Source organism: Chryseobacterium electrogenes, from assembly GCF_053553015.1.
In genome coordinates this window covers 22,457-48,100 of the sequence record NZ_JBNPPB010000002.1, presented here as the reverse complement: position 1 = coordinate 48,100, position 25,644 = coordinate 22,457, and the positions used below count along the sequence as shown (strand labels likewise).

The 25,644-nt window shown below is 34.1% G+C and carries 22 protein-coding genes; 6 read left to right on the top strand and 16 right to left on the bottom strand.

Going from position 1 to position 25,644, the window contains the following annotated elements:
• Positions 1-57: 57 nt before the first annotated feature.
• The 12 genes from ACQQ6V_RS00205 to ACQQ6V_RS00150 all read right to left on the bottom strand — a co-directional run bounded on the left by ACQQ6V_RS00205 (position 58) and on the right by ACQQ6V_RS00150 (position 12,978).
• Positions 58-3,462 (bottom strand): trifunctional glycoside hydrolase family 18/polysaccharide deacetylase/glycosyltransferase family 2 protein, encoded by a 3,405-nt coding sequence (locus tag ACQQ6V_RS00205; RefSeq protein WP_448843587.1) that lies wholly within the window; start codon positions 3,460-3,462, stop codon positions 58-60.
• A 143-nt stretch (positions 3,463-3,605) separates the two neighbouring features.
• A complete protein-coding gene (locus ACQQ6V_RS00200) occupies positions 3,606-4,565 on the bottom strand; it encodes a transporter (protein WP_448843586.1) in 960 nt (319 codons plus the stop codon).
• A gap of 11 nt (positions 4,566-4,576) precedes the next feature.
• Positions 4,577-5,677: a cytochrome-c peroxidase gene (locus tag ACQQ6V_RS00195; RefSeq protein ID WP_448843585.1), complete on the bottom strand. Its 1,101-nt coding sequence runs from the start codon at positions 5,675-5,677 to the stop codon at positions 4,577-4,579.
• Positions 5,661-6,485 carry an MbnP family protein gene (locus ACQQ6V_RS00190; RefSeq protein WP_448843584.1) on the bottom strand — a complete coding sequence of 275 codons (825 nt, stop codon included), beginning with the start codon at positions 6,483-6,485 and terminating at the stop codon, positions 5,661-5,663. The genes ACQQ6V_RS00195 and ACQQ6V_RS00190 overlap by 17 nt, the downstream gene beginning before the upstream one ends.
• Positions 6,486-6,581: 96 nt before the next feature.
• A complete protein-coding gene (locus tag ACQQ6V_RS00185; protein ID WP_448843583.1) occupies positions 6,582-6,944 on the bottom strand; it encodes a hypothetical protein in 363 nt (120 codons plus the stop codon).
• A gap of 6 nt (positions 6,945-6,950) precedes the next feature.
• Entirely contained in the window at positions 6,951-7,625 is a 675-nt protein-coding gene (locus tag ACQQ6V_RS00180; RefSeq protein WP_448843582.1) for an SCO family protein, read from the bottom strand.
• Between the two features lie 2 nt (positions 7,626-7,627).
• Positions 7,628-7,900, bottom strand: a complete 273-nt coding sequence (locus tag ACQQ6V_RS00175; protein WP_448843581.1) for a YHS domain-containing protein — start codon at positions 7,898-7,900, stop codon at positions 7,628-7,630.
• A gap of 99 nt (positions 7,901-7,999) precedes the next feature.
• On the bottom strand, positions 8,000-8,368 hold the full coding sequence (locus ACQQ6V_RS00170) for a hypothetical protein (RefSeq protein WP_448843580.1): 369 nt from the start codon (positions 8,366-8,368) through the stop codon (positions 8,000-8,002).
• A gap of 68 nt (positions 8,369-8,436) precedes the next feature.
• Positions 8,437-9,696 carry a CinA family nicotinamide mononucleotide deamidase-related protein gene (locus ACQQ6V_RS00165; RefSeq protein WP_448843579.1) on the bottom strand — a complete coding sequence of 420 codons (1,260 nt, stop codon included), beginning with the start codon at positions 9,694-9,696 and terminating at the stop codon, positions 8,437-8,439.
• A 116-nt stretch (positions 9,697-9,812) separates the two neighbouring features.
• Positions 9,813-10,352: a lipocalin family protein gene (locus tag ACQQ6V_RS00160; RefSeq protein WP_448843578.1), complete on the bottom strand. Its 540-nt coding sequence runs from the start codon at positions 10,350-10,352 to the stop codon at positions 9,813-9,815.
• Positions 10,353-10,437: 85 nt separating this feature from the next.
• Positions 10,438-11,172, bottom strand: a complete 735-nt coding sequence (locus tag ACQQ6V_RS00155) for a LytR/AlgR family response regulator transcription factor (protein ID WP_448843577.1) — start codon at positions 11,170-11,172, stop codon at positions 10,438-10,440.
• A 57-nt stretch (positions 11,173-11,229) separates the two neighbouring features.
• Complete coding sequence (locus ACQQ6V_RS00150; protein WP_448846158.1) at positions 11,230-12,978, bottom strand: tetratricopeptide repeat-containing sensor histidine kinase; 1,749 nt, start codon at positions 12,976-12,978, stop codon at positions 11,230-11,232.
• A gap of 182 nt (positions 12,979-13,160) precedes the next feature.
• Between ACQQ6V_RS00150 and ACQQ6V_RS00145 the strand changes: the two genes are divergently transcribed.
• Positions 13,161-13,832 (top strand): SIMPL domain-containing protein, encoded by a 672-nt coding sequence (locus ACQQ6V_RS00145; protein ID WP_448843576.1) that lies wholly within the window; start codon positions 13,161-13,163, stop codon positions 13,830-13,832.
• An 11-nt stretch (positions 13,833-13,843) separates the two neighbouring features.
• Complete coding sequence (locus tag ACQQ6V_RS00140; RefSeq protein ID WP_448843575.1) at positions 13,844-15,052, top strand: vWA domain-containing protein; 1,209 nt, start codon at positions 13,844-13,846, stop codon at positions 15,050-15,052.
• Positions 15,053-15,118: 66 nt separating this feature from the next.
• On the opposite strand, the gene ACQQ6V_RS00135 is transcribed toward ACQQ6V_RS00140, so the two are convergent.
• The 4 genes from ACQQ6V_RS00135 to ACQQ6V_RS00120 all read right to left on the bottom strand — a co-directional run bounded on the left by ACQQ6V_RS00135 (position 15,119) and on the right by ACQQ6V_RS00120 (position 18,976).
• Entirely contained in the window at positions 15,119-15,451 is a 333-nt protein-coding gene (locus ACQQ6V_RS00135; protein ID WP_448846157.1) for a 2Fe-2S iron-sulfur cluster-binding protein, read from the bottom strand.
• A 284-nt stretch (positions 15,452-15,735) separates the two neighbouring features.
• A complete protein-coding gene (locus ACQQ6V_RS00130; RefSeq protein WP_448843574.1) occupies positions 15,736-16,788 on the bottom strand; it encodes an NAD(P)/FAD-dependent oxidoreductase in 1,053 nt (350 codons plus the stop codon).
• Between the two features lie 92 nt (positions 16,789-16,880).
• On the bottom strand, positions 16,881-18,086 hold the full coding sequence (locus ACQQ6V_RS00125; protein WP_448843573.1) for an RsmB/NOP family class I SAM-dependent RNA methyltransferase: 1,206 nt from the start codon (positions 18,084-18,086) through the stop codon (positions 16,881-16,883).
• A 62-nt stretch (positions 18,087-18,148) separates the two neighbouring features.
• Positions 18,149-18,976, bottom strand: a complete 828-nt coding sequence (locus tag ACQQ6V_RS00120) for an HNH endonuclease (protein ID WP_448843572.1) — start codon at positions 18,974-18,976, stop codon at positions 18,149-18,151.
• Between the two features lie 372 nt (positions 18,977-19,348).
• Between ACQQ6V_RS00120 and ACQQ6V_RS00115 the strand changes: the two genes are divergently transcribed.
• The 4 genes from ACQQ6V_RS00115 to ACQQ6V_RS00100 are packed head-to-tail and all read left to right on the top strand — an operon-like array spanning position 19,349 to position 25,596.
• Positions 19,349-19,945 carry a TetR/AcrR family transcriptional regulator gene (locus ACQQ6V_RS00115; RefSeq protein ID WP_448843571.1) on the top strand — a complete coding sequence of 199 codons (597 nt, stop codon included), beginning with the start codon at positions 19,349-19,351 and terminating at the stop codon, positions 19,943-19,945.
• 21 nt (positions 19,946-19,966) lie between these two features.
• Positions 19,967-21,319 carry a TolC family protein gene (locus ACQQ6V_RS00110; RefSeq protein ID WP_448843570.1) on the top strand — a complete coding sequence of 451 codons (1,353 nt, stop codon included), beginning with the start codon at positions 19,967-19,969 and terminating at the stop codon, positions 21,317-21,319.
• 19 nt (positions 21,320-21,338) lie between these two features.
• Entirely contained in the window at positions 21,339-22,400 is a 1,062-nt protein-coding gene (locus ACQQ6V_RS00105; RefSeq protein WP_448843569.1) for an efflux RND transporter periplasmic adaptor subunit, read from the top strand.
• 7 nt (positions 22,401-22,407) lie between these two features.
• The gene (locus ACQQ6V_RS00100) at positions 22,408-25,596 is read left to right on the top strand and encodes an efflux RND transporter permease subunit (RefSeq protein ID WP_448843568.1); all 3,189 of its coding nucleotides are present in this window, start codon (positions 22,408-22,410) and stop codon (positions 25,594-25,596) included.
• Positions 25,597-25,644: the final 48 nt, after the last annotated feature.

Here is a 25,644-nt window from a genome sequence, read left to right as displayed (position 1 = left end):
TTATTATGATTGTTACAAAATAAATCAATCATTTATCTATTTTATCTCAACTGAAAATCAACCTATTACAGTTTCAATATCTTTGACATTGCCAGTTCTTTTTAAAAATCCCCAACTTTGGATTTCGCCTTTCAAAGCTTTTCTCAAACTTCTGAATAAAACAATGTACATTAACCATCTGTAACCAAATCTTTGCGGAATAATATAAAATAAATCCGTCAATTTTTCTCTCTGTAGAAGAAACGCTACCAACGATAACGATGCATCTACCAAAAGGAAAAGTAAATAGTAACTAAATATCTTTTCTCCATTACCTGATAAAATTCCTAAAATCATAATAACGTCTGCCAGCGGAGAAAAAAACGGAATGATATATTGAAATAACAAAATGTTAGGCATCGCCCAAAGTCCCAATCCTTTATATTTAGGATTAAGAAAAGTCTGGCGCTGCTTCCAAAACATCTGCATAATGCCATACGTCCAACGAAAACGCTGCTTAAGAAACTGATTAACACTTTCTGGCGCTTCTGTGATTGCAACCGCATTATTCTCATTGGCTACGGTATAACCATTCTTAAGGATCTTAACGGTAAGATCGCAATCTTCTGCCAAAGTATCAGAAGAATAACCGCCAACTTCTTGGACAACAGATTTTCTAAATGCTCCAATAGCACCCGGAATTACCGTAATCGCATTGATATTAGCATAAGCCAATCTATCAAAATTTTGGCTCGTTGTATATTCTATTGCTTGCCATCTTGTTAACCAATTAACTCGGTTTCCTACTTTTACATTACCAGCAACGGCGGCGATTTTTTCTTCTGGTTTCGCGTTAAGAAATCTAGCGATGAGATGTTTTACAGCATCTTTTTCTAACTTGGTATCCGCATCAATACACACCACAAAATCTGCATCAGATTGAGAAATCCCGAAATTAAGAGCCGTTGCTTTTCCGCCATTTTCTTTAGTGAAAATTTTCAATTTAGAATTTGATTTAAAAGCTTCAATCACCTTTTGGTAGGTAGAGTCCTTACTGCCATCATCTATAAAGACAACATCAAAATTAGGATAAGATTGACGAAGCAAATTCTGCAACGATGATACAATATTAACTTCTTCATTATAAGCAGGCACAATGATAGATACTTTAGGATAATTCTCTAAAACCGGAAATCCTCCAATATTCTTTTCCTTTCTTTTTTCTCTAATTGCCCAATATATCATAATTAATAATCGGATAAATCCTAAGAGAATAAAAATTGTAAAAAGTGCAACTAGAAAATGACTTACACCATAAACGATTGTTGCCAAAACCAAATTAAGTTGCATGATATAATATGATTTAGTTTTAGGAACTTCTGGCATCAAGTCACTTCTTTTTTTGTGAAGAAGCGTTGTAAGATTGGTAAAATGATAACCTTGTTTTTGCAACGTTGGGATTAATACTTTGAGCGCCTTAACAGTTTCTGCTCTGGTATCACCGCCAGCATCATGTAAGAGAATAATGTTACCTCTTTCTGCTTTGATGCCAGCCATTACACGTTTTACAATTTCATCTGCTTTGATACCTGGTTGCCAATCTTCTGGGTCAATATTTTCGCCAATATCAAGATAATTCTGCTGTCTAGCCAATGCCACAGGAATAATTTCTTCAGAAGTCGTTGGTTCAGAATCTGCATTATAAGGCGCTCTGAACAAAATTGTACTGTGCCCTGTAATACATTCTATCAACAGTCTTGTTAATTTCATCTCCATTAGAGCACGCTGTGGACTTACTTGCGCAACATTTTCATGTGTAAAAGTATGGTTACCAATCTCATGACCTTCTCGGAAAATACGCTTTACCAAAGGAAGGTTTTTCTCTACATTTAATCCCACCAAAAAGAAAGCTGCTGGCACGTGATATTTCGATAATATATCTAAGACTTGTGGCGTATAGGTATCATCTGGACCATCGTCAAAGGTTAGTACCAATTCTTTTTGAGGTGCCGCTCCATATTTTTTAACCTCATAAGAGGTTGGATAAGTGACATATTTTTCGCTGGTGATAATTTTTTCTTTTGGGTCAAATTCCAAAGCAAGCTTACCATCATGTGGCGTATTAAGAACATCCAAGACTTCTCCTTCTCCCAAATAATCGACCATAGTCTGCCCTTTTACATTTTCTAAACTTTTGATGTTAAAATTAGACAAACCTTCGAAACTCAAATCTTTATTATAAAAGCTCCAAATCCGACTATCCTCACTCCCTAAACGCCAAAGTGCAGTACCTGCCAATGGATATTCTGATGAAAATCGCATCGTATTGAAAATAGAAGCTGCATCATTAAAAAATACGGTATGTATATTTTTGTAAGAATCTGTGTAAGAATAATTAAGATTAAACGTATTATCATCATAATTAATAGTTGCCTTACTTGCATTAGCCTTGGTTATAGCCTGCATATAAGTCACAGAAATATTATCTTCTTTCTTAGAACTCCAATCATAGCCGTAAGCACCAAGACCTAAAATTACTTTCTGAGGATTGGTTTTCTTTACCATTTTCTGCGTCTGCTGCTCAATCCACTTTTGTGAAGAAACAGGTCCAGAATCTCCCGAAGCCGAATATTCGTCATAAGCCATAAGGATAAAATAATCAACATAAGGATCTAACTTCTGGATATTATAATCATCATTATCCGTCATCACATCCATAGAGATCAGTAGATTATTTCTCTTAAAAACACCAGACAAATCTGACATAAAATCTACCAAAACCTGATCAGAATCCAGATTAAGATTTTCAAAATCTATATTAATCCCTTTAAATTTATTTTGAAGACATTGTTGCGTCAATTTGTCAATAAGCGCCATTCTTTTAACCGGACTTTTCAATACTTTCCCGATTCCTTCTGAGTGAAATTCCTGGTTAGAGTTATTACTTAAAATCGGCATTGTAGCCACGCCTGTTCTCTTAATCAATTTATAGCCTTCTGGATCGACATTGGTTTTAAGATCTCCTGTTTTAGGATCTAGAAAAAACCACTCCGGAAACACCAAATTAACATGCTTGATATTTCTCTTTAAAGACATTAACGATTGCGGATCCCAGGCTACATAAAAGGCAGATCTAATACCGCTAGGAAATTGATACCAATTTTTGCTTTGATTATTATAGCGATCTTCACGGGCTTTTTTAATTTTAGACTCGATAGATTGCATGTTTTTTTCGTGGATAAAACTTCGGAATCCTTTATACTCTTTGGAGATCATATTTTCTTGTAAATACGGTTTGCTAGCCGTAATCACTGCTTTATAATCTTCCTTGAAAGGCAAATTAGGATTTCTGTTGAGCAACATCATTACTGCCAATGCACCAAAAAGCAAAACACCGATAAAAATTAATATTCTACTGCTCCACTTTACATTTCTCCAACGTTTTTTATTTTCCGTTTGAAATATTTGTTTAGACTTTTCCAATTTTTTGATAGAATTAATACAATCTATATAAACTCAAAAAGTGTGACAATCTTTTATAATTCAACTTAAAAAAAACTTAATTTTTCGCACCAAAAAACACCTCACAAAAAAAATGCAAGGTGCTTTTATAATCATCATTCAATTTACAATCCGAAATTGACAAAAATACCTAGTCGAGATTTGGCTTTAATATCTCCACCAGCCAATTTATTATAAGCAGGAAGCATGACTTCACTCCCTAGGCTCCATTTTTTATAAGACACTTCAAATCCCAACTTTCCGTACAAAGCACTTCCTGCCGTGTTGGGCAATTGCTCTTTAAACTGTTGATTGGCATTATAAACTTCGCCTTGTAATCCTAATTTACCAGAAAATACAGAATCTTCATTTCTCCAAAGTCTGTAGAAACCTGTGGCAGCATAATTCCATTGATTCCCGAATTGATAATGCTTTTTATTTTCAGTTTTTAAAGTATAATCTGTATTTAATAACAGAGAAAATAACCCTTTTTGATATTTGTAATTCAGTACAAACAGATAATCCCAACTGCCCGTTCCTAATTGGAAACTTGGATTGACAGCGGTAATTCCTTTTTCATCAAATTTACCCAACGGAAGCTTGACTCCCAAACCACCATTGAGTTGGTGCATACCTTCTTTTTTGTCTAAAAGTTGATAAATCCCCATGATGCTTGCATCACCAATTCCGTTAATATTAATATCGCCCTGCAAAGTTTTTTTAGAATGAAAATGATAAGGCAAACTACCATAAATACTCAACTTCTGCGTAACCGGAATCTTCCCCCAGATTTGTAATGTATTAAAATATTGATCTTGCGTAAGATCATTGGTAAACAGATTTTCTTTGGCTTTATAATGTTGCGCAAAATATTTAACCCCAATAAACTGAGGATTTAACAAGGATTCGAAACCAGAAGAACCATTTCCTGCCGCACAGCCACAAGCATCACAAAAAAAATCTTGAGAAAAATCATCCTTGACAGAATAAGAATTTTTAGCATAATAAATACTATCCAAAGATTCATTAGCAAAGGCATTTGAGAAAAATAGTATCGTAAAAATAAGTATTAATTGTTTTTTCATTATTGTAAAATTTACTCCGAAAATTTCGGGTTAGAGATAAAAGATTGGTCAGAAAGTGTCTTTAAAAAAGCAATCAAATAAAGTTTTTCTTGACTGTTAATTGCAATTCCTAATCTTCCATTTTGTTTTAAAATCGGATCCAAATTGGCTTGATTCTCGACATTATCCGTATAAAAATTAAGCACTGCTTCTAAGGAATAAAATCGTCCATCATGCATATAAGGTGCTGTAAACTCTATATTTCTGAGACTTGGCACCCGAAATTTCATCCAATCTTGTTGATCCAAAGTCACTCGGTATCTGCCCGCATCTTCGTATTGAGAGTTATAATACATCCCAGTATTGCGAAAACTCTGGTCTGTAAACAGTTCTCCGCTGTGGCAAGACGCACATTTCTGATTAAAAATATTTTGACCTTTCTGCTCTTCATTGGTAAAAGAAGCTAGTCCTTTTTTGACCTGATCGTATTTAGATTGGGCAGAAATCATACTCAACATAAATTGCGATAATGCTTTGAAAATTCGGTCTCCAGAAATATGATCATCCCCAAAAGCTGCCAAAAACAATTTCTTATATTGTGCATCTTGATTAAGTTTTGACACCACATCGGATATAGAACTGTCCATCTCAAAACTAGTTGTAATAGGCACTAGAGATCGCTCTTCCAGATTATGACTCACGCCATCCCAAGTAAAGTTTTTGAGAAAAGCCATATTCTGAATCGGCGGGGCATTTCTCACTCCCAATTGGTCATCAATCCCATGACTTACAGAATGACCATGATGCGTAAAAGCGTATTCTTGAATGTGACAAAACCCACAAGAAATCGTATTATTTCGTGATAATTTACCTTCATAGAATAGTTTTCGCCCCAGTTCTACGCCATTTTTGGTTAAAGGATTTTCTTTGAGATTATAAACTATTTCTGGAAAATGAGCCGGAATATCGAGCGCATAAACTTCATCTTTTGGGATGGCATCCAACTCATAATTATCAGAACATGAGATTGTAAAGATTAACATCAACCATCCAACATTCAATCTAAAAAATCTCCAAAGTGACCGGCTAGAGCCACTTTGGAATTTAAATTTAGACCTAATCATTATGAACATGATCTACTTTAAACATTTTGCTCAGATTGTTTGATACATTTACCAAATGTCCATTAGAACCCATTGCATTATCATTTTTGATATCCAAAATTAATGGCGTTGTACCACTCAAAAACTGATTAAGATCTGCTAAAATATGAATAGACGGCGTAATATTAGACGTTACTCTCGCCGTTGTTGGCAAATCCAAAGTCACTTCTCGATACAAATCTGGCGTATTATTCTGCGCAACATTTCCCATATTACCAGTGTGATTTTTGTACGGTTTATCCGCAGAAACTGTTCCGTAGAAACCTTCCAATTTCGCAAAAATATATCCCGCAGCCCAAGACCAGTTCATGCCTTTCGCTTTGGCTTTGTCCCAGAAAACGCCTTGCCCGCTTTGACCTAACAAATAAGCATTTTGCGAAATCCCCAATCCGAATTTTATTTTTTTGTAATTATTCTTCGGAATGTCTTTAAGATTAACATAGATCACATTGGCAACCGCCTCATCTTGATCTACGATAAAAGCACCTAAATCAGGATTGTTATAATGGTACTGAAACTCCTTTCCTTGGTCATCAATAAGGCTAATATTACTCACAATATATTTGAGATCCGTAAAATTATGTTTCTGTCCATTAACTGAAGTCTGCGTAGTTTTCCCTAGCACGATTGGCCCTAGATTATTAAATCCATTTTCGAATTTGACTTGTAAATTCCCTGTTGTAATCTCCGTTGAATCATCATCATTATTTCTGCAAGAAGAAAGTAAAACCAAGGTAAACACTACTGTTAATAAGTATAAATATTTTTTAATTGTCATTGTTTTAATTTTTAAAATTTAAGTTTAGAAAAGGCATAGAATAACCTGACTCTCAAAATAATCGTGAGAGCTTTCAATAAAAAAGTATAAAAACAATTAAAAAATTGGAGGCTTCAGAATTTGATTTTCAAATAGAAAAGAATAGTAATTTATCTTTAATTTAAATTCATTTTGAACCAAGAAGATCAACTTAATTGGGACTTTTAAAATGTAAGGTTCTAGATAAAGATCTAAAATATTCTGTATTTGATTTTTTCCTTTGGAAGTATTTTGGGCATCGTTGGTTTTTGCCAATTCTTTCCCGAGGTAACATTTGCCATTACACATCAATTGTGGCTTTGCTTTATTAATGCACAAAACCGTCTTGATATAATCGTAATTAACGACATAATCTACCACAGGAATCGCAGGACGCAATACCAAATACAGCACCAAAAAGAGGTTAACGAGAGATTTCACCAGAGATTAATCCTTTAGTAATTTCTGTATATCTTCAATCAAAAGTTCGCGATCAGGATGGAATTTCCCGTTAAGTTTAGGCATTTTACCTTCTGCATCTTCATAATTAAGCCCAGAATAGTACAAAATCGGCATGCCATCTTTACCATAACGACAACGGACATTTCCTTGTTTATCAACTAATGCAATCATCCCGCTATGATTAAGACTTTCTGCTTTGTCTTTTTGATCTCCAACATAAATGTTAAATTTCTCTGCAATCGTCCCAATGTAAGAACGATCTCCCGTCAGAAAATGCCAATTGGGAGATTTGGCGCCAATCTGCTTAGCATGATTTTTAAGAACCTCTGGCGTATCGTTTTCTGGATCAATACTGATAGAAATAATTCCGAAATTAGGATTATTAATTTGATCTTCAACATGGCGCATATTGGTGTTCATCACGGGACAAATCGTAGGACAATGACTGAAAAAAAACTCAACGAGATAGACTTTCCCAGTCATATCTTGGTTAGAAATGGCTTTATTATTCTGATCTGTTAATTTAAAATCTGGAGCTTTCATCACTGTGAAAAGCTCACGATTTCTATATTCTTTAATTCCTAAAACTGACACAATAATCAGTACAATAATAATGATAGGAACCAAGAATTTCTTCTTGTTTGGCGTATTCTTATTCATAATTAGTGGATATATTTTTCAGGATTTGCACGAAACTCATCTTTACAATAAGAGCTGCAAAACCCATAAACTTCACCTTTATAAGTTAATGTATCTTGTACGCCATCTGCAGTTTTCATTTCGCAAATAGGATCTACATCATTAACTACTTTGATGTTAAGCTTTTGCTTTTGCTCCATGTGAGAAACTTGTTTTACTTGTAGATTTTCATTTTTCTGACAAGACAACACTGAGAACGTAACAACCAAAATTGCTACGATAGAAAATATTTTCATCGATAAATTGATATTGAAATTAAACTTGATTTTTGAAATTATCTTTTTCTAAAATTAAAATCATTAATAATAAAACAGACATTTTTCACTCCCAAAAATCTATACCAAAGGTGGATGAAAAACCTTCACTGTAAATGAAGAAGAATAAAATTGAGATTGGAAAAATACTTTCTCAAAACTCCCTAATCGTGGAAGCTGAAATAGATTAAAATTGAAATTATCTTGATCCACAAAACTGTCCAAAATATTGGTTACGATTTTGGTAGATTCGGATTTATTAGAAGATTGATTATTTTTCGCCAATTCTTTAGAAAGGTAACATTTTCCGTTACACATGATTTCTGGCTTACTTTTATTTTCACAAAGTTTCGAAACGATATAATCATAATTAACCACATAATCCACCAATGGCAAAGCGGGACGCAATGCGATAGTGAAGGTGATAAATATGCTGATTAATAATTTCATCTAAAAATTCAATTATACAAAAATACGAAACAATTTTTGCCTTTCGCATATCGAATAGATGAATATTATCAGACTTTTTGATCGCGTACTAAAAGCTCTACCAAATCCTGAATAACCTTCTGAGAAACGAAATTCATAAAATCTGTTCTTTCTAAATGAGGCAAGTATAATCGATAAACTTCTGCGCGATCGTTAATCCTAATCGAGTAATAAACCGTGCCAATATCTTTGCCATCTTCGCCCTTACTAGGCCCCGCAACGCCCGTTGTAGAAAGACAAATATCAGTCCCAAAAAGCTTTTGTCCACCTTTTGACATTTCTAAAGCAACGTCTTCGCTCACCACAGTTTTCTCAAGAATACTCTGTTCTGAAACGTCAAGAATATCTATTTTCTTCTGAGTAGCATAAGTTATAATTCCGCCTAGAAAGTAAGCAGAACTTCCTGCAACAGAGGTTAACATTTTTGCTAATTCTCCGCCCGTACAACTTTCTGCAGTAGAAATAGTCAATTGTCTTTCGGTTAGTATTTCGCCAAGAATTTTTTCGATTTTATCTTCAAAAGTGGCGACAACATTATCGCCAATAATTTCTAAAAGTTTTTCAATTTCAATATCTAAATCATTTTGTAGTTGGTCAGCATCTTTTCCTGTAGCTGTTAACCTCAACTTTACACGCGTCCCAATTGGCAAATAAGACAATGCAATATTAGAAGGCAAATGATCTTCCCAAGTCTCGATGCGTTGCGCCAAGATACTTTCTGGCACATTAACAACCGAAATTATTCTGGTAGAAATAAAGTCTAACCGGAATTTATCTTTAAGAAACGGAATAATCTTATCTTTAATTAAAGGTTTTACCTCATACGGAACGCCTGGCAGAGAGAAAACCAATTTTCCGTTCTCCTCAATGAGTTGACATGGTGCCGTCCCAAAATCATTTTGCAAAACCTGAGCTTTGGACAACACTTCGGCTTGGCTTTTATTAAGTTCTAACAAATTGGCTCTGTTTCTTTTTTCAAGATATTGGGCAAGATGATTATACGTTGCCGGATCTAAAATTAATGTATCATTAAAGAACTCGGCAAAAGCTTTCTTAGTTTTATCATCTCTTGTTGGCCCTAATCCGCCTGTTGTTATCACCAGATCTCCAAGAGAAAAAGCATCATTAAGCGTAGATTTTATAACATCAATATCATCAGAAATAGTGAAAATTTGTTTCACAGATATTCCGATAGATTTTAGTTCTGTAGCTATAAAGTTAGAGTTGGTATCGATGGTATTTCCAGAAAGGATTTCGTCTCCAATCGTGATAAGAACAGCATTTTTCATAATCAAACTTTAGAAAATTTGTTTTTGCAAATGACGTAAAATTATATCATAGTATTTTGAAAGCACAAAAAAAAGTGCAAAAAAACTTTTACACTCTTATTATATTTTACAGGAAATTATTTGTGACTCACCCAAATTAAATTTTGTGTATTATATCCCATTTTTTCTGCTTTATCTAGAAATCTTTGCTTGATAGTATCCGGAATATCTTGTGTTCTGGACAAAATCCACAAATATTTTAAACTATTACCTGCAACCAAAGCATATCTGTAATCATCATCAATATCCACAACATTATAACCTGCCCAGATTGGTTTAAAAAAAGAAACCTTAAGCCGTGCTTCGGATTTGTCATCTACAAATCGTGCTTCACCAATAGATTCTTTCCATTCTTTTTTAACATAATTATAGCCTCTATTTTCGACTTTTACAGTTCCGTTTTCGTTTAACGAATAACTGGCAGTAGTCTGGTCTAGATCTTTTTCAAACTTAAAGTCAAAGCGAGCTATTTCGTACCATTTCCCCATATACTTATCTACGTTAAAATTCTTGACAGCTGTTGCACCTTCAGGAATTCCCACAGAACAGGAGTTAAAAACCATTAAGCCAAAAAAAGCCAATCCAAAAGATGCGATGATTTTTTTAGTATTTTTCATAGATTTAATTTTGATTGAATTGAATGACTACCTCATCACAAAAATAATGCCTAGCTAATTCTAAATTAATGATAGATGATTAATATCAATGGAAATTCTTTAAAAACTGATCTTTAAAACTCGCCGAAACTTCAATCTCTGTATCGTCCATCAAAGTTGCTGTTCCGCTTTTATGATAAGATTTAACAAAATGAATATTGATAATATGAGAGCGATGAACACGGACAAATGGCACTTCTAACAAATCATCAAAATGCTTGAGAAAACGACAAACCATCTTTTTAGTTCCATCTTTAAGATAAACTTGGGTAAAATTACCGTCCGCTTGCAATCGCAAAATATCTTCGATTCTCACAACATCAAAACCCTGCAAAGTTGGCAAAATTAATTGTTGCTTGTCTGGTTTTTGTTTTAAATTATCCAGTAAAACTCGGTTACGATTAAGCTCTTCTTTCTTTTCTAAACTTTCTACAACCTTATTAACCGCAACAATCAACTCCTGAATATCAATCGGTTTCAAAATATAATAACTCGCCGATTTGTTAAGCGCCTGCAAAGAATATTGCGAAAATGCGGTGATAAAAATCGTTTCGTAAGAAAAATCTTTCGTCGCCTCTAAAACATCAAAGGCATTCCCGAAAGGCATCTCAACATCCAAAAAAACCAATTGTGGTTGTACTTCTGCGATTAAAGGCACTGCTTCTTTAATATTTTCTGCCTCGCCAAGAAGCTCTACTTGCGGGCAATATTTTGTGAGATAATTCTTGAGAACATCTCTGGCTATTTTTTCGTCATCAACGATTACAGCGGTTATTTTCATTGTTTTAAATTAAATTTTAGAAGTGAATCTTGACTTAGAAATATTTAAAATATCAATTTAAACCTCTAACAATATACTCACCAATACACCTTCACTATTAGGCTTATCAATAATTTTACATTGAATATTTTTACGGTAAAGATCATTGAGCAACGCAATCCTTTCTAGAGTATTTTTCATCCCGCGACCTTGCCGTTGTTTCTGATGTTCGGTTTTTTGCTTTTTACTTTCTTCGATGCCGATTCCGTTATCTTCAATGGTAATTTTAAGTAAATTCTGATCTTTAACAAAATTCAACTTGAGAAAACCTTTCTCGCTTCTGTAACGCAATCCGTGCCAAATCGCATTTTCTAAAAACGGTTGAATAAGCATCCCAGGAATCTGAATATTTTGAGACTTTAGAGATTCATCAATATTAATTTCAAAATCAAATTTGTCCGCAAAACGTGTTTTTTCTAAAGCTAAATAATTTTGAAGCAGATCCAATTCTTGCGAAAAAGAAATAAAATCTTCCGTAGAATTCTCCATTACACCTCGCATTAATTTAGAAAATTTAGTCAGATATTGATTGGCTTCCAGCTCATTATTAGTCGCGATAAATTGGTTAACGCTATTAAGACTATTGAAAATAAAATGTGGATTCATCTCACGACGAAGTGATTGCAGCGCAATTTTTTTATTTTTAATTTGAACTTTTCTCAGCGTCCAAAATATAAAACCCGTCAACAGCAATAACAAAACGACTGCTGCAATCAGACTATAATTAAAGATATTTTTCTTCCTGATTAACTCGTCTTTTAGTTGTTTTTCTTTTTCCAACTGAGAAATACGTTGCTCTGTATCTTCCAGAATTTTGTTATCAACCAGACTTCTGTCATTGGCTACCAAATTGGGCAACTTCCCGAAAAAATCTCTGTACAGATTAATAGAAGCATCAGTATTTTGTGCCGTCTGATAAAGACTGTCGAGTTTTTTCACACTACGTTGCGCTTCTAAAGTATGTCCTTTTTGTAAGGCAATTTCGTATGCATTTCTGAAGAGATTAACGGCTTCTTTGGGATCATTTTTCTGGACATAAATATCCGCCAATTCTTGGATTTGATTGACTTTTTCTTGAGAATTAGTTTTAACAAAATCTTCTTTAAGAATATTCTTTTTGACCTCTATCGCTTTTTCAAAATTATTTTGCTTAAGGTAAACATCTGTCAATTTTTTGTTGATTTGTAGCGCTTGTTGCGGGGCTTCTTCTTTAGTAATTTTATAAGCTGTCACAAGGTTTTCTTCAGCTTTTACGGCATTATTCTGAGACAAGTTAACATCTGCCATTTGGCTATAACTATCTGCCAAATCTTTCTTATCATTTTCGGCAATTGCAAGACGTATATTGCTTTGTATTGCTTCTGACTTCGCATCTTTTGATGGCGAAGAAAGTCTTGTGACATCATTAGTATTGATACTTCTATTTCTTGGCGATATACCATAATTAGCAGCCTTAGAATAGTTAGAAATAGCAGGTGTAATTTTGTTCTGTCTTTCCTGAGATTGTGCCAATTTTCTGCTAATCGTCTCTAGGTTTTTTTTATCATTCAGACTTTGATAGATCGTTTTGGCTTTGGTATAAAACTCTTCGCTTTTCGCAAAATTATTTTGGTTAAAATAATCATCGCCTAAGTTAACATAAGAATTAGCAACGCCTCGATTATCGTTTTTATCGACAGCTTTTTTAAGTTTCGAAACTGATTTCTGGACTTTAGAAACGCCAATAGAATCCTGTGAAAAAACCAATATGGAATTTCCCAAAAACACTAAAACTAATATTTTGCACCAATTTTTCAAGAGAATAAAATCTTTTATGCAAAGTAAATAAAACTAAAATTAAGTTTCGATGCTATTCACCAAGTCAAAAACCAGATTCACCAAGTCTGGCAATTTCCGGCAATTTAACTGGCTAATTTTACACCATAAAACAACACGTAAATTTTAAAATTATGAAACTTAAACACCTTTTATTAGTAAGTCTATTCGCATTTACAAGTTTAATTAATGCACAAGACAACAAGAAAAACTTTATCGAAGTAACAGGGATCGCAGAAATGGAAGTAGAACCGGACGAAATTATCTTCAGCATCGGAATTAAAGCCAATGACAAAAACGAATTGGCAACAGCAGAGAAAAATATGATCGAGGTTTTAAAGAAAAATAATGTCAATGAGAAAGATATCAACTTCCAATCTATGTATCAAAATTCTTACTCTAAGACAATGAAATTCACGAAGAGTTTCAAATTTAAAGCCAGTACAAAAACTGTTATCAGTCAATTATTTGAAGATCTTAACCAAAAATGGGTAAGCAGCATTAACATCTCCGAAATTAAAAACACCAAAATCGCAGATTACAAAAAAGAAGTTAAAATCAAAGCTTTAAAAGCGGCTAAGGACAAAGCAGATTATCTGTTAGAAAGTATTGGTAAAAAAGCTGGTATCCCAATGGAAATCACAGAAATTGAAGATTACACGAGCGATATCGTTATGCCGAGATATTATGCACAAGCAAAAGTTGCCAACTTATCTTTGGATGCAGCGTCAGACGATAACCAATTCTCTAACATAGAAAATATCAAGCTAAAATATAGTATCAAAACAAAATACGAAATCCAATAAAAATCACCGTTATGAAAAATGTAAAAATCCTTGCCCTTGCTTTTGGCGCTGTTACTTTACTGAGCGCCAAAGGGCTTTCTGACAACAATTATTTAGTTAAAAAATCATCTGAAACCAGAATAAGTCAAGATCATATTAAGGCTCAACCCAACGTTGAAATCTCCAATAAAGATCTTACAAAAGAAAACAAAATCCAAGTTGCGCTACTGCTGGACACGTCTAACAGTATGGACGGATTGATAGATCAAGCGAAATCCAGGCTTTGGAATATTGTTAATACATTGACCACTCTAAAGTACAACGGACAATCTCCCCAAATAGAAATCGCATTGTACGAATACGGAAATGACGGAATTTCTGACGAGAATTTTATCAGGCAAGTCACTCCATTAACGCAAGATTTAGATTTAATTTCCGAGAAATTATTTGCTTTAAGAACCAACGGCGGTCTAGAATATTGTGGCGCTGTCATTAGAGATGCAACGAAAAATCTAAAATGGAACGACAACGAAAACAGTATGAAACTGATATACATTGCAGGAAACGAAGCCTTTAACCAAGGAAAAATTGATTACAAAGATGTTATTGCATCAGCCAAAAAAAATAAGATCTATGTTAATACTATCTATTGTGGCAATCGCGAAGAAGGCATACGATCTTTTTGGCAAAATGGTGCCACTTTGGGAGAAGGAAAATACTTTAATATTGACAGTAACAAACAAGTTGTTTTCATAGAAACACCTTATGATAAAAAGATTTCTGACTTTAATAATAAACTTAACAATACTTATATCTATTATGGAAATCTAGGTCCAGCGTATAAAAACAAACAAATTGCTCAAGATATAAATGCGTCTATGAAATCTGAATCCATCGCTGTAGAACGCACCGTATCTAAATCTAAAAAGAATGCCTACAATAACGAACATTGGGATCTTGTGGATAAAGCAGAAAAAGACAAAGACTATGTTTCTAAAATAAAAAAAGAAGATCTACCGACCGAATTAAAAGATAAGTCTAAAACTGAAATACAAAAAATTGTTGCCGATAAATCAGCTGATAGAGATAAAATCCAAAAAGAAATCTCTGATCTCTCTATCCAACGTCAAAAATACATCGACGCAGAAATGAAAAAAAGAGGAAGTAAAAATGCAGATGACTTAGGTGTTGCGATAGAACAATCAATTATAGAATTGGCTAAGAAAAATGGTTATCAATAAGCTTTTATCTTTTTATGATAACAGTAACCTGATGGTAAAAATACTTAGAAAAAAAGTCCCAGAAAGTTAACTTTCTGGGGCTAATTCTATAACAAGGCCTTCTAGATTCTCTGTAATATGAATCTGGCAACCCAATCTACTATTATCTTTTACGTTAAAAGCTTCTGAAAGCATTGCTTCTTCTTCATCCTGCATCTCTGGCAACTCAACATCTTCGCTCAACACGTAACATTGGCAAGACGCACACATTGCCATACCTCCACAAATACCAATTGTTCCTTCTTCTGCCAATTCGTAGGCTCTCACCACTTCCATAACGTTCATCGCCATGTCAGTTGGCGCAGCAACAGTATGAGAAACGCCTTCTCTATCTATTACCGTAATATTAACATCAGACATATATCCTAATCTTTTATGCAAAGTTAATAATTTATCCCAAGAATGCCCTTTGTAGAGTATTTATAAATTAAAAAAATCACCGAATTATGGTATTTCATATAAGATAATCTCTAGCTAAATTTGGTAATATAAAAAATCATCTACAATATTCTTAAAGTTAGTTGTCCTTTATAATTTATGGTTAATTAGTAAGGTCTTTCTCATAAAAAAAGGAAGGCCTTATTATAATAAAAAAATCAGGACAATAATGCCCTGATTTATAATATTCAGCGTTAAAATATTGATTAGTCAATAGATTTAACAACAGCTTTTTCTGCTTCTTTTCTGGTTCCGTCAAAGCCATCAACCCCAGAAACAGTTGTATACTTAAGTACAAATTTCTTACCTGGATTAAGCCTGTTATATACACTTTGACACATTAATGTTGCCTCATGAAAACCACAAAGAATTAATTTCAGTTTTCCTGGGTAAGTATTGATATCACCAATGGCATAGATACCTTCAACGTTAGTCTGGTAATCTAATGCATTGTTAACTTTAATGGCATTCTTTTCGATTTCTAATCCCCAATCAGACAAAGGTCCTAACTTAGGAGTCAATCCAAATAATGGAATAAAGTAATCTGTATTGATAATCGTTTTCTCTTCACCTTTAGTTACCTCGATACCCGCTAAAGTTTCGTCACCAATTAATCCTGTAACTTCTGCTGGAGTGATAAGATTAATCTTACCTTCGTGCTTAAGAACAGTTGCTTTTTCTACAGAGTCTAATGCACCACGAAACTCGTTACGTCTATGGATTAACGTTACTTCTGATGCTACATCTGATAAGAAAATAGACCAATCTAGAGCAGAATCTCCACCACCAGCAATCACGATTTTCTTATCTCGGAACATCTCAGGATCTCTCACGAAATATTCTACACCATTTTCTTCAAATTGAGCAAGATTTTCTAACTCTGGTTTTCTAGGATCAAAACTTCCTAATCCTCCAGCAATAGCAATAGCTTTACCTTTTATCTGAGTACCACGGCTAGTTGTTACGATAAATTGTCCGTCTTCAGTTTTCTCATAACTCAAAGCTTTTTCTGATAGAGAAAATTTAGGTTCAAATTGCTTAATCTGTTCCATTAGATTGTCTACCAATACGCCAGCATCCACACTTGGGAAACCTGGAATATCAAAAATAGGTTTCTTAGGATAAAGCTCAGAAAGCTGCCCGCCAGGTTGTGGCAAAGCATCAATAAGATGACATCTTAGCTTTAATAATCCCGCTTCGAATACGGCGAAAAGTCCTGTTGGACCAGCTCCAATTATGATAATATCTGTTTCGAACATAATTTATTTTTTAAATTACAAAGTTATGCATAATAAACAGCATCTATTAAACATAACTGTATGATTTTGATTAGTTTTATATAATTCGGTAATTAATCATTTCTTTTGATTAACGCCATGTAAAAGCCGTCATAACCAGCACTAGGCATAATAGTCTCATCTTTAACCAAAGAATAATCTGGGTTATTAGTTAAGAATTTTTTTACCTGAAGATTGTTTTCTGATGGTAATATAGAACATGTTGCATAGATCATCAATCCTCCTTTCTTAATGATTTTAGAATAATCTTGAAGAATCTGCTCTTGCTCTTTTTTAATTCTATCAATAAAATCTTGATCGATTTTCCATTTAGAATCTGGGTTACGCTTTAACACACCCAATCCAGAACACGGCGCATCTATCAATAATCTATCTGCGGAATTGTGAAGACGTTTTACAACTTTAGAATCGTCAATCACTCTAGCTTCGATGTTATGAGCACCTGCTCTTTTGGCGCGACGTTTTAGTTCTGCTAATTTCCATTGATAAATATCCAAGGCAATAATCTGTCCTTTATTCTTCATCATGGCTGCAAGGTGCAGGGTTTTTCCACCAGCTCCAGCACAAGCATCTACTACACGCATACCTTCTTTAACCTGTAATAACTCTCCAATTTTTTGTGAAGAAGCATCTTGAACCTCGAATAATCCATCTTTAAAAGCGGTTGTCAAAAAGACATTTTTCTTTTCTTCTAGCTGTACAGCATCAGGATAATTAGGCAAAGTAAAGGCGTTAACGCCTTCATCTTTAAGATCTTCTACTAATTCTTTCGGTGTAGTTTTTAGTCTATTAGCACGCAATACTGTTGGTGCCTGCTCATTAAGAGATAACATCTCTCTCTCCCAAACTGGCCCTAATTCTTTCTCCAAAGTCTCTGCCAACCAATCCGGAATAGAGTGTTCTATAGCTTTTGTTGGGATGTAACCTTTCTTTAGCTTAGTTAAAACATCTGCTACTTTTACACCATCAAATTCCTCGAATTTTTTGTAATGAGACTTACTCCAAAGTAGATAAGTCAAGATTAATTTATAGACATTATTAGGTTTTACACCTTCTCCCATGTAATATTCTAGACGTTTTTTCCAACGGATAATGTTGTAAAAAATCTCAGAAACTGTCTGTCTGTCAAGGCTTCCCCATTTTCTATTAGCTTTTAAAAGTCTTTCTATAACTTTATCAGCATATTTCTTGTCCTGAAAAAACGTTTCTTGTAAGGCATCGTGAATCCCGATAAGAAGATTGCGGTGTATTAATTCCATAAAATTGAGCTTCTAATAATATTGAAGTGTGCAAATTTACGAAAAATAAAAAGTTCAGAAAATTAATTCTGAACTTCTATCGTTTCGTTTTGATCTATATCTTCTTTTTCGTTAAGGCTCACCTTTACATCTGCCCAGTTTTCGCCAGTTTTTATACGATGAATCTGCATATCTGATACGCCAAATCTTCTCGCCAGACGCGCCATAGGTTCTCCTTTACTTAATTTTATTTTGATTAACACAACGTCATTATAATTAAGCTTAGAAAATCCACGTCTAGGTGTAGTACTTCTTTCTAATTTTAGATTATGCTCTATCCATTTTGGACTTTTAAAACTGTGCTCTATAACCTCCTCCTTAGTTGCCCACATCAGATTATCTACGTGATTATCTAGCTTATTGAAGTTTTTATGTATCACAAATGTCTTCTTAGGATCATTATTTTCTAAAAATAATTCTGCAACCGCTTTATGAACCAAAACATGAAAATAAACACTTCTTTTCTTATTAATCTTATGTTTATCTTTATTAAATTTTCTGGTTAACTTTTCTAATTCTGAATTAATCTTTGCGATTTTTCTTTCTGCATTTTTCTCATCACTATAACTAATATCTTTTCTTTTGAGAATTAGCTTAAGCGATTTTATTTCTAATTTTAAAGTTTTTATTTGATCTTCTCCTGCTGTAATTATATTAGCAGAATCCTGATCCATCGGCATTAATTTCGTAAACCTAACGATGGGATAACCTTGCTGTAAACTTCCTTTAATAATGCGTCCTTCTGGGTTATGAGCCGTAATGGATTTTATCTCTCCATAACGAGAAAATTCTAATCTGCTTTTTTCATCAAATGCACCTTCCATATGGTAAGTCTTCCATGTATCATTCATTTTTCAGATATTTTTAAAACTGTTAGACAAAGTTAATTATATCTACCATAAAGCTTTACTATGATTAATCATTTTGACCATTTTAACAGATTTTAAAAATAATTATAATATAATTACAGCAACAAAAACCGTAAAAATATTGGTTCCAAATTAATAAATCAATTACTTATAAATCCAATAACTAACTATAAAATAATACATTACAGGATAAATAAGATGGTTTACAAAAAAACAACGCCCATCGTATTGGTGTGTTAAAATAGAAAATTCATGATAAATTTCATGTTAAATAAATGTTAATTTTATATTTGACATTTTTGTTAAAAAATAATATTTAATAATTTTGTCAAACTTTTTTGTCAAACATGAATTATGAGTATAGAAAATAAAAAAGATGATACAGAAGCTTTAATCCGCAGAACGGCTAAGGAGCTTTTTTTTGGTGATGGAAAATTTAATGCTACCACGCAGGAGATTGCTGATGCAGCAGGAGTTAATAGAACTTTAATCAACTATTATTTCAGATCTAGGGATAATCTTTTCAATTTAGTTTTTGAAGAAGCCCTTTGCAAAGAACATGAAAAATCAAATTCTATTATCTACTCTAATCTTTCTTTAAGGGAAAAATTGAGCCAATATATAGAAGATGCTATGGCATCTGCCCTACTTTATCCTTATTTGGAAATTTATATTGTAACTCAAATGAATCAAGGGATTAAGCACAAGCATCCTTCGGATCTAGACGAAGCTTTTAAGAAATTAGAAATAGATCTTATAGAAGAGATAGAAAAAGGAACTATCAAGCCTATATCTACAGTACAATTTATATTAAATCTAGCATCGTTGGTATCTTTCCCGACGTGTATGCGCCCTTTATTTCAGGAAACAATGAAATTATCGGACACAGAATTTGATATAATCCTTAAAGAACGTAAAGAAATCATCCTTAATACACTTTTTAATAATTAAATACCTACAAACAATTAATATATGAAACGAAAACACTACACTGCTTATAACATAAAAAACATTATAAGTGGAGCGCTATTAGTGTTCGGGTTTATAAGTATGCAAGCGCAGGAACAAGTCTCCTTACAAAACGCCATCCAAAAAGCATTACAAAATAAAGCTGAAGCCAAAAAAGCACAACTACAAATACAGAAAGCAGAATATAAAATTAATGAAGCCAGAGCTGGTGCATTACCACAAATAAGCGCCGGAGGAAACATTACCCACAATCCTCTAATCCAAGAGATGGTTCTTGATTTTGGAGGTCAGCGTATTGTAGCCAAAATGGGACAACCATGGACTTCTCAGATTGCTGCAACTGTTAATCAAGCTTTATTTGACCAAAAAGTATTTATTGGGCTAAAAGCCGCCAAGTCAACGCGAGAGTTTTACGTTCTTAACGCTCAATTATCTAACGAAGACATTATTGTTAATGTCGCTACAGCTTACTATGATGTTTTTGTACAAGAAGAAAATCTAAGAACTCTAGAAGCAAGTTATGCTAACACAGAAAAGGCTAGAAATATTATCAAAAGTCTTGTTGATAATGGTCTAGCAAAACAGATTGATCTTGACAGAACCAATGTACAATTAACCAACATTGCATCCAACAAACAAAGATTAATTAATGGAGTAACATTGGCAAAAAATGCTTTAAAATTCTACATGGGAGTTCCCATAGATGCCAATATAGAACTTGAAGAAAAAACAATAGAGCCAAAACCAGAATTAATTGCTGCATTAACGACAGTAGATAATAGAACAGAAATAAAAGTTCTAGAAAAACAAAAAGAATTACTTCAATTTAACGAAAGAGCAACCAGAGCCGCATTATATCCAACAGTTGGACTACAAGGTCAATACGGTTGGTATGGATTAGGAGGAAAATTCCCTCTAACTAATGGACTTAGCAATGGTGTTAACTGGAGTGATTTCGCGTCTATTGGACTTAACGTTAACATTCCGATTTTTACTGGTGGTGCTACAAAATCTAGAATTCAACAAGCACAAATTGACATCCTAGATGCAGAGCAAGATATTGAAAAGACAAAACTAGCTTTAAATCTAGATTATAAAAATTCAATTTCAAAAATCGAAAACTCTATCATCAACCTCAAAAGCATGAAAGATAATGTCGATTTAGCAGAGAAAGTACGCTCTAACACACAATCTAATTATCAATATGGATTATCCAACCTAACAGAATTGTTAGATGCGGAAAATGCATTAACGGATGCCAAACAAAACTATGCTAACTCTTTATTAGATTACAAACAAGCAGAAATCCAATTAATAAAAGCCAAAGGAGAACTTAACACTTTATCACAACCCTAATTAATAAACTATTTATAAAATGAAAAAAGCTTTAATATATATCATTGTAGCCGCAGCGTTAATAGGCTTATTCGTCTACAAAATCACGAATAACAAAAAAGAACAGACCGCACAAGTTGCCGAAGTAGCCAAGCAAGTAGACAAAATTAACGTTAACGTTATCACTGCAGTAAGAGCAGACGTTAACACAGATTACTCTGCCAACGGAACTTTCATCCCAAAAGCAGAAACCAATATTTCTTCTGAAATCGCTGGACGAGTAACTAGCGTTTTGGTTAAAGAAGGATCTAGAGTTGGCGCTGGACAAGTTGTGGCAGTGATCAAAAAAGATGCTATTGAAGTTGATATGACACAAGCTCAAAACAACCTTCAGAACGCTATTATTGACAATCAACGTTACGAGAACGCTTTCAAAACCGGAGGTGTTACCAAGCAACAATTAGACAATTCTAGACTTCAATTAAAAAATGCACAAGCTGCCGTTAGAGCGCAAGGTGTAAGAGTTAACGATGCCACAGTACGTGCTGGGATTAGCGGAACAATCAACAAAAAAATGGTAGAACCAGGTATGGTCGTTTCTCCAGGAACGCCAATGTTCGAGATTGTTAATATTAATTCTTTAAAATTATCAGTTTTAGTGGATGAAAGTCAAGTTGGCAGAATCCAAATTGGACAAACGGTTAAAATTAATGTTAATGCTTTACCAGAAGATTCTTTCGCTGGGAAAATTAGCTTTATCGCTCCAAAAAGTGATGCCTCTCTTAACTTCCCTGTCGAAATAGAAATCGCGAACAACGGTCAATTAAAAGCAGGTATGTATGCAACTGCAATCTTTAAAACCAATCACGGTGCAGAAACTCAGAATATCTTAACAATTCCTGCGGAAGCTTTTGTTAACGGTGTAAGTTCTGGTCAGGTTTTTATTGTTGAAAATGGTACAGCCAAATTAATTAAAGTAACCATCGGCAAAGTTTATGGTGACAAAGTACAGGTTCTTTCTGGGCTAAATGGTGGAGAGCAAGTTATCACCAGCGGACAAATTAACCTAGATAATGGATCAAAAATCAATATCGTAAAGTAATACACAGATGAAATTAGCAGAAATATCAATAAAAAGACCAACGCTAATTATTGTATTATTTACAATATTAACATTGGGTGGATTACTGAGCTATTCCATGATGGGATACGAGTTGATCCCTAAGTTCGAAACCAATATGGTAACCATCTCTACTGTCTATCCTGGAGCTTCTCCAAGCGAAGTAGAGACCTCGGTAACTCGTAAGATAGAAGATGCCGTTGGTGCATTAGAAAATGTAAAAAAAGTAGAAGCTTCGTCTTATGAAAGCTTATCAGTTATTATGGTTCAGCTTAATGCTGGCGCTGATGTAGACTTTGCCTTGAATGATGCACAGCGTAAAGTTAACGCCATACTATCAGAGCTTCCTGACGATGCCAAAGCGCCGTCGCTTAATAAATTCTCATTAGATGATTTACCAATCATGACCATGAGTATATCAAGTGATAAGCTTAATAGCAAAGAGCTTTATGATTTATTAGATAAAAAGATAGAGCCTATTTTCTCTCGTGTTAATGGTGTTGCAAAAGTAGATCTTGTTGGTGGACAAGAGAGAGAAATCCAAGTTAATATCGACGAAAAGAAATTGCAAGGTTATGGACTTTCTATTGGAGACGTACAACAAGCTATTTTATCATCTAACTTAGATTTCCCGACGGGTAGCTTAAAGTCAAGAACCTCTAAAGCAACAATCAGACTTTCAGGGAAATATAAGTCTACGGAAGAAATGAACAATCTTGTTGTTTCTAATAAAAACGGGGCTCAAATCCGTCTATCTGATATCGCAACAGTATTTGACACTCAGAAAGATGTAGATAAAGTTGCGAGATTTAATCAGAATTCTACGATCTTAATGCAGGTTAAAAAACAATCTGATGCCAACGCTGTTGCTGTATCAGAGAGCATACAAAAGACGATAGAAAAAGTTCAGCAAGAATACAAAGTAAAAGGTATAAAAATTAATACCGTAGATGACTCTACAGACTTTACATTAGCTGCAGCAGATCACGTTATTTTCGATTTGTTCTTAGCAGTAATCTTAGTTGCTGTAGTAATGTTATTATTCTTACACAGTATCAGAAACGCATTTATCGTAATGGTTTCTATTCCGATATCGCTTATTGCAACTTTCATCGGGATGAATCTTATGGGATACACGCTTAACTTAATGAGTTTATTAGGACTTTCATTAGTTGTTGGTATCTTGGTAGATGATGCGATTGTAGTATTAGAGAACATCTACCGTCACATGGAAATGGGTAAAAGCAAAATTAGAGCAGCTTATGATGGTGCATCTGAGATTGGATTTACGGTTTCTGCTATTACTTTAGTAATTGTGGTGGTATTCTTACCAATTGCGATGAGTACAGGATTAGTTGCTAATATCTTGGCACAGTTCTGTGTCACGGTCGTTATTGCTACATTATTCTCGTTATTAACATCGTTTACGATTATTCCTTGGTTATCATCAAGATTCGGGAAGTTAGAACATCTAACAGGGAAAAATTTATTTCAAAAATTCATTCTTTGGTTTGAAAAACAATTAGATACTTTCACCCATTGGATTACAGGCATCTTAGAGTGGTGTCTTAAGACAATATGGAGAAGAATTGCAACTGTAGTGCTAACATTCTTTGTTTTAATAGCATCATTCAGCTTAGTTGGATTAGGATTTATCGGAGGCGAATTTTTCCCAAAAATGGATCGTGGACAATTCTTGGTTCAAATGGAATTACCTAAAGATGCAACGATTGAAAAAACCAATCAATTGACTTTAGAAGTAGAAAAATTCTTGAGAAATGACAAAGATGTAGTCGATATGATTACGACTGTAGGTCAACAATCTGGAGGATTCGGAGCGACTCAAGCGACAGTATATCAATCTGAAGTTCAGGTTATCTTAACTGACAAATCTCAACGATCAGAAAGTACAGATATCAAATCTGCTAAAATTAAAAGAGCGTTAGAAGAGAAATTCACAGGTGTTGAATTCAAAACCGCGCCAATTGGATTAATGGGAGCAGACAACGCTCCGATAGAAATGGTGGTAACCGCTCAAGACAACGAAACGGCAGTTAAAGAAGCAACCAGAATTTTAGAATTACTGAAAAAAGTTCCTGGTTCTGTAGATGCCGAATTATCAACAGATACAGGTAACCCAGAAGTTAGAGTTAATATAGACCGTGATAAGATGGCGGCTCTAGGTCTTAACTTATCAAGCGTTGGACAAGCCATGCAGACGGCTTTTAACGGAAACACAGATGGCAAATTCCGAGCGGGAGAATATGAATATGATATCAATATCAGATTTGCTGATGAAGGTAGAAAATCTATTGATGACGTTAGAAATTTAATTTTCACCAATCAACGAGGAGAACAGATTAGACTAAGTCAATTTGCAAATGTTGACATGAGCTCTGGACCAAGTTTGTTACAACGTAGAGATAAAGCACCTGCTGTAAAGGTATTATCCAAAGTTGTTGGTCGTCCAGTTGGTGATGTCGCTAACGAATGGTCTGCACAATTTATGGAAAACGAAAAAACCAAACCTGCTGGTGTAGATTATAAATGGGGCGGCGATATGGAAAACCAAAGTGAAGGTTTCGGTACATTAGGTATTGCTTTATTAGCAGCTATCGTATTGGTATATCTGGTGATGGTTTCTTTATATGACAGTTTCGTGTATCCGTTTGTGGTATTATTTTCAATTCCGTTGGCATTAATTGGAGTTATGGTAATTTTGGCTTTGACAGGCAATTCATTAAACATTTTCACCATGTTAGGGATGATTATGTTGATTGGTCTTGTGGCTAAAAATGCGATCTTAATTGTGGATTTTGCCAATATGAGAAAAGAAGCAGGTGCTAATACGCACGATGCTCTAATACAAGCTAACCATGCGCGTCTTAGACCAATCTTGATGACGACGATTGCGATGATTTTTGGTATGATCCCTATTGCCATTGCAAGTGGCGCCGGTGCTGAGATGAACCAAGGTCTTGCTTGGGTAATTATTGGTGGATTAACCTCATCACTGTTCTTAACTTTGATTATTGTTCCTGTAGTATACTCGATATTTGATTCTATTTTAGGAAGATTGAAGAAGGGTAAAAAAGTTGACTACGATGCAGAAATGAAAGCAGATTACGTTCACAAAGAATTGAGTGACGATGGCTTTACAGCAAAACATGTTGATTAATAACGATCAATCATTTATTTAGCCTTAGATCCCGTTATCCTTTATTGG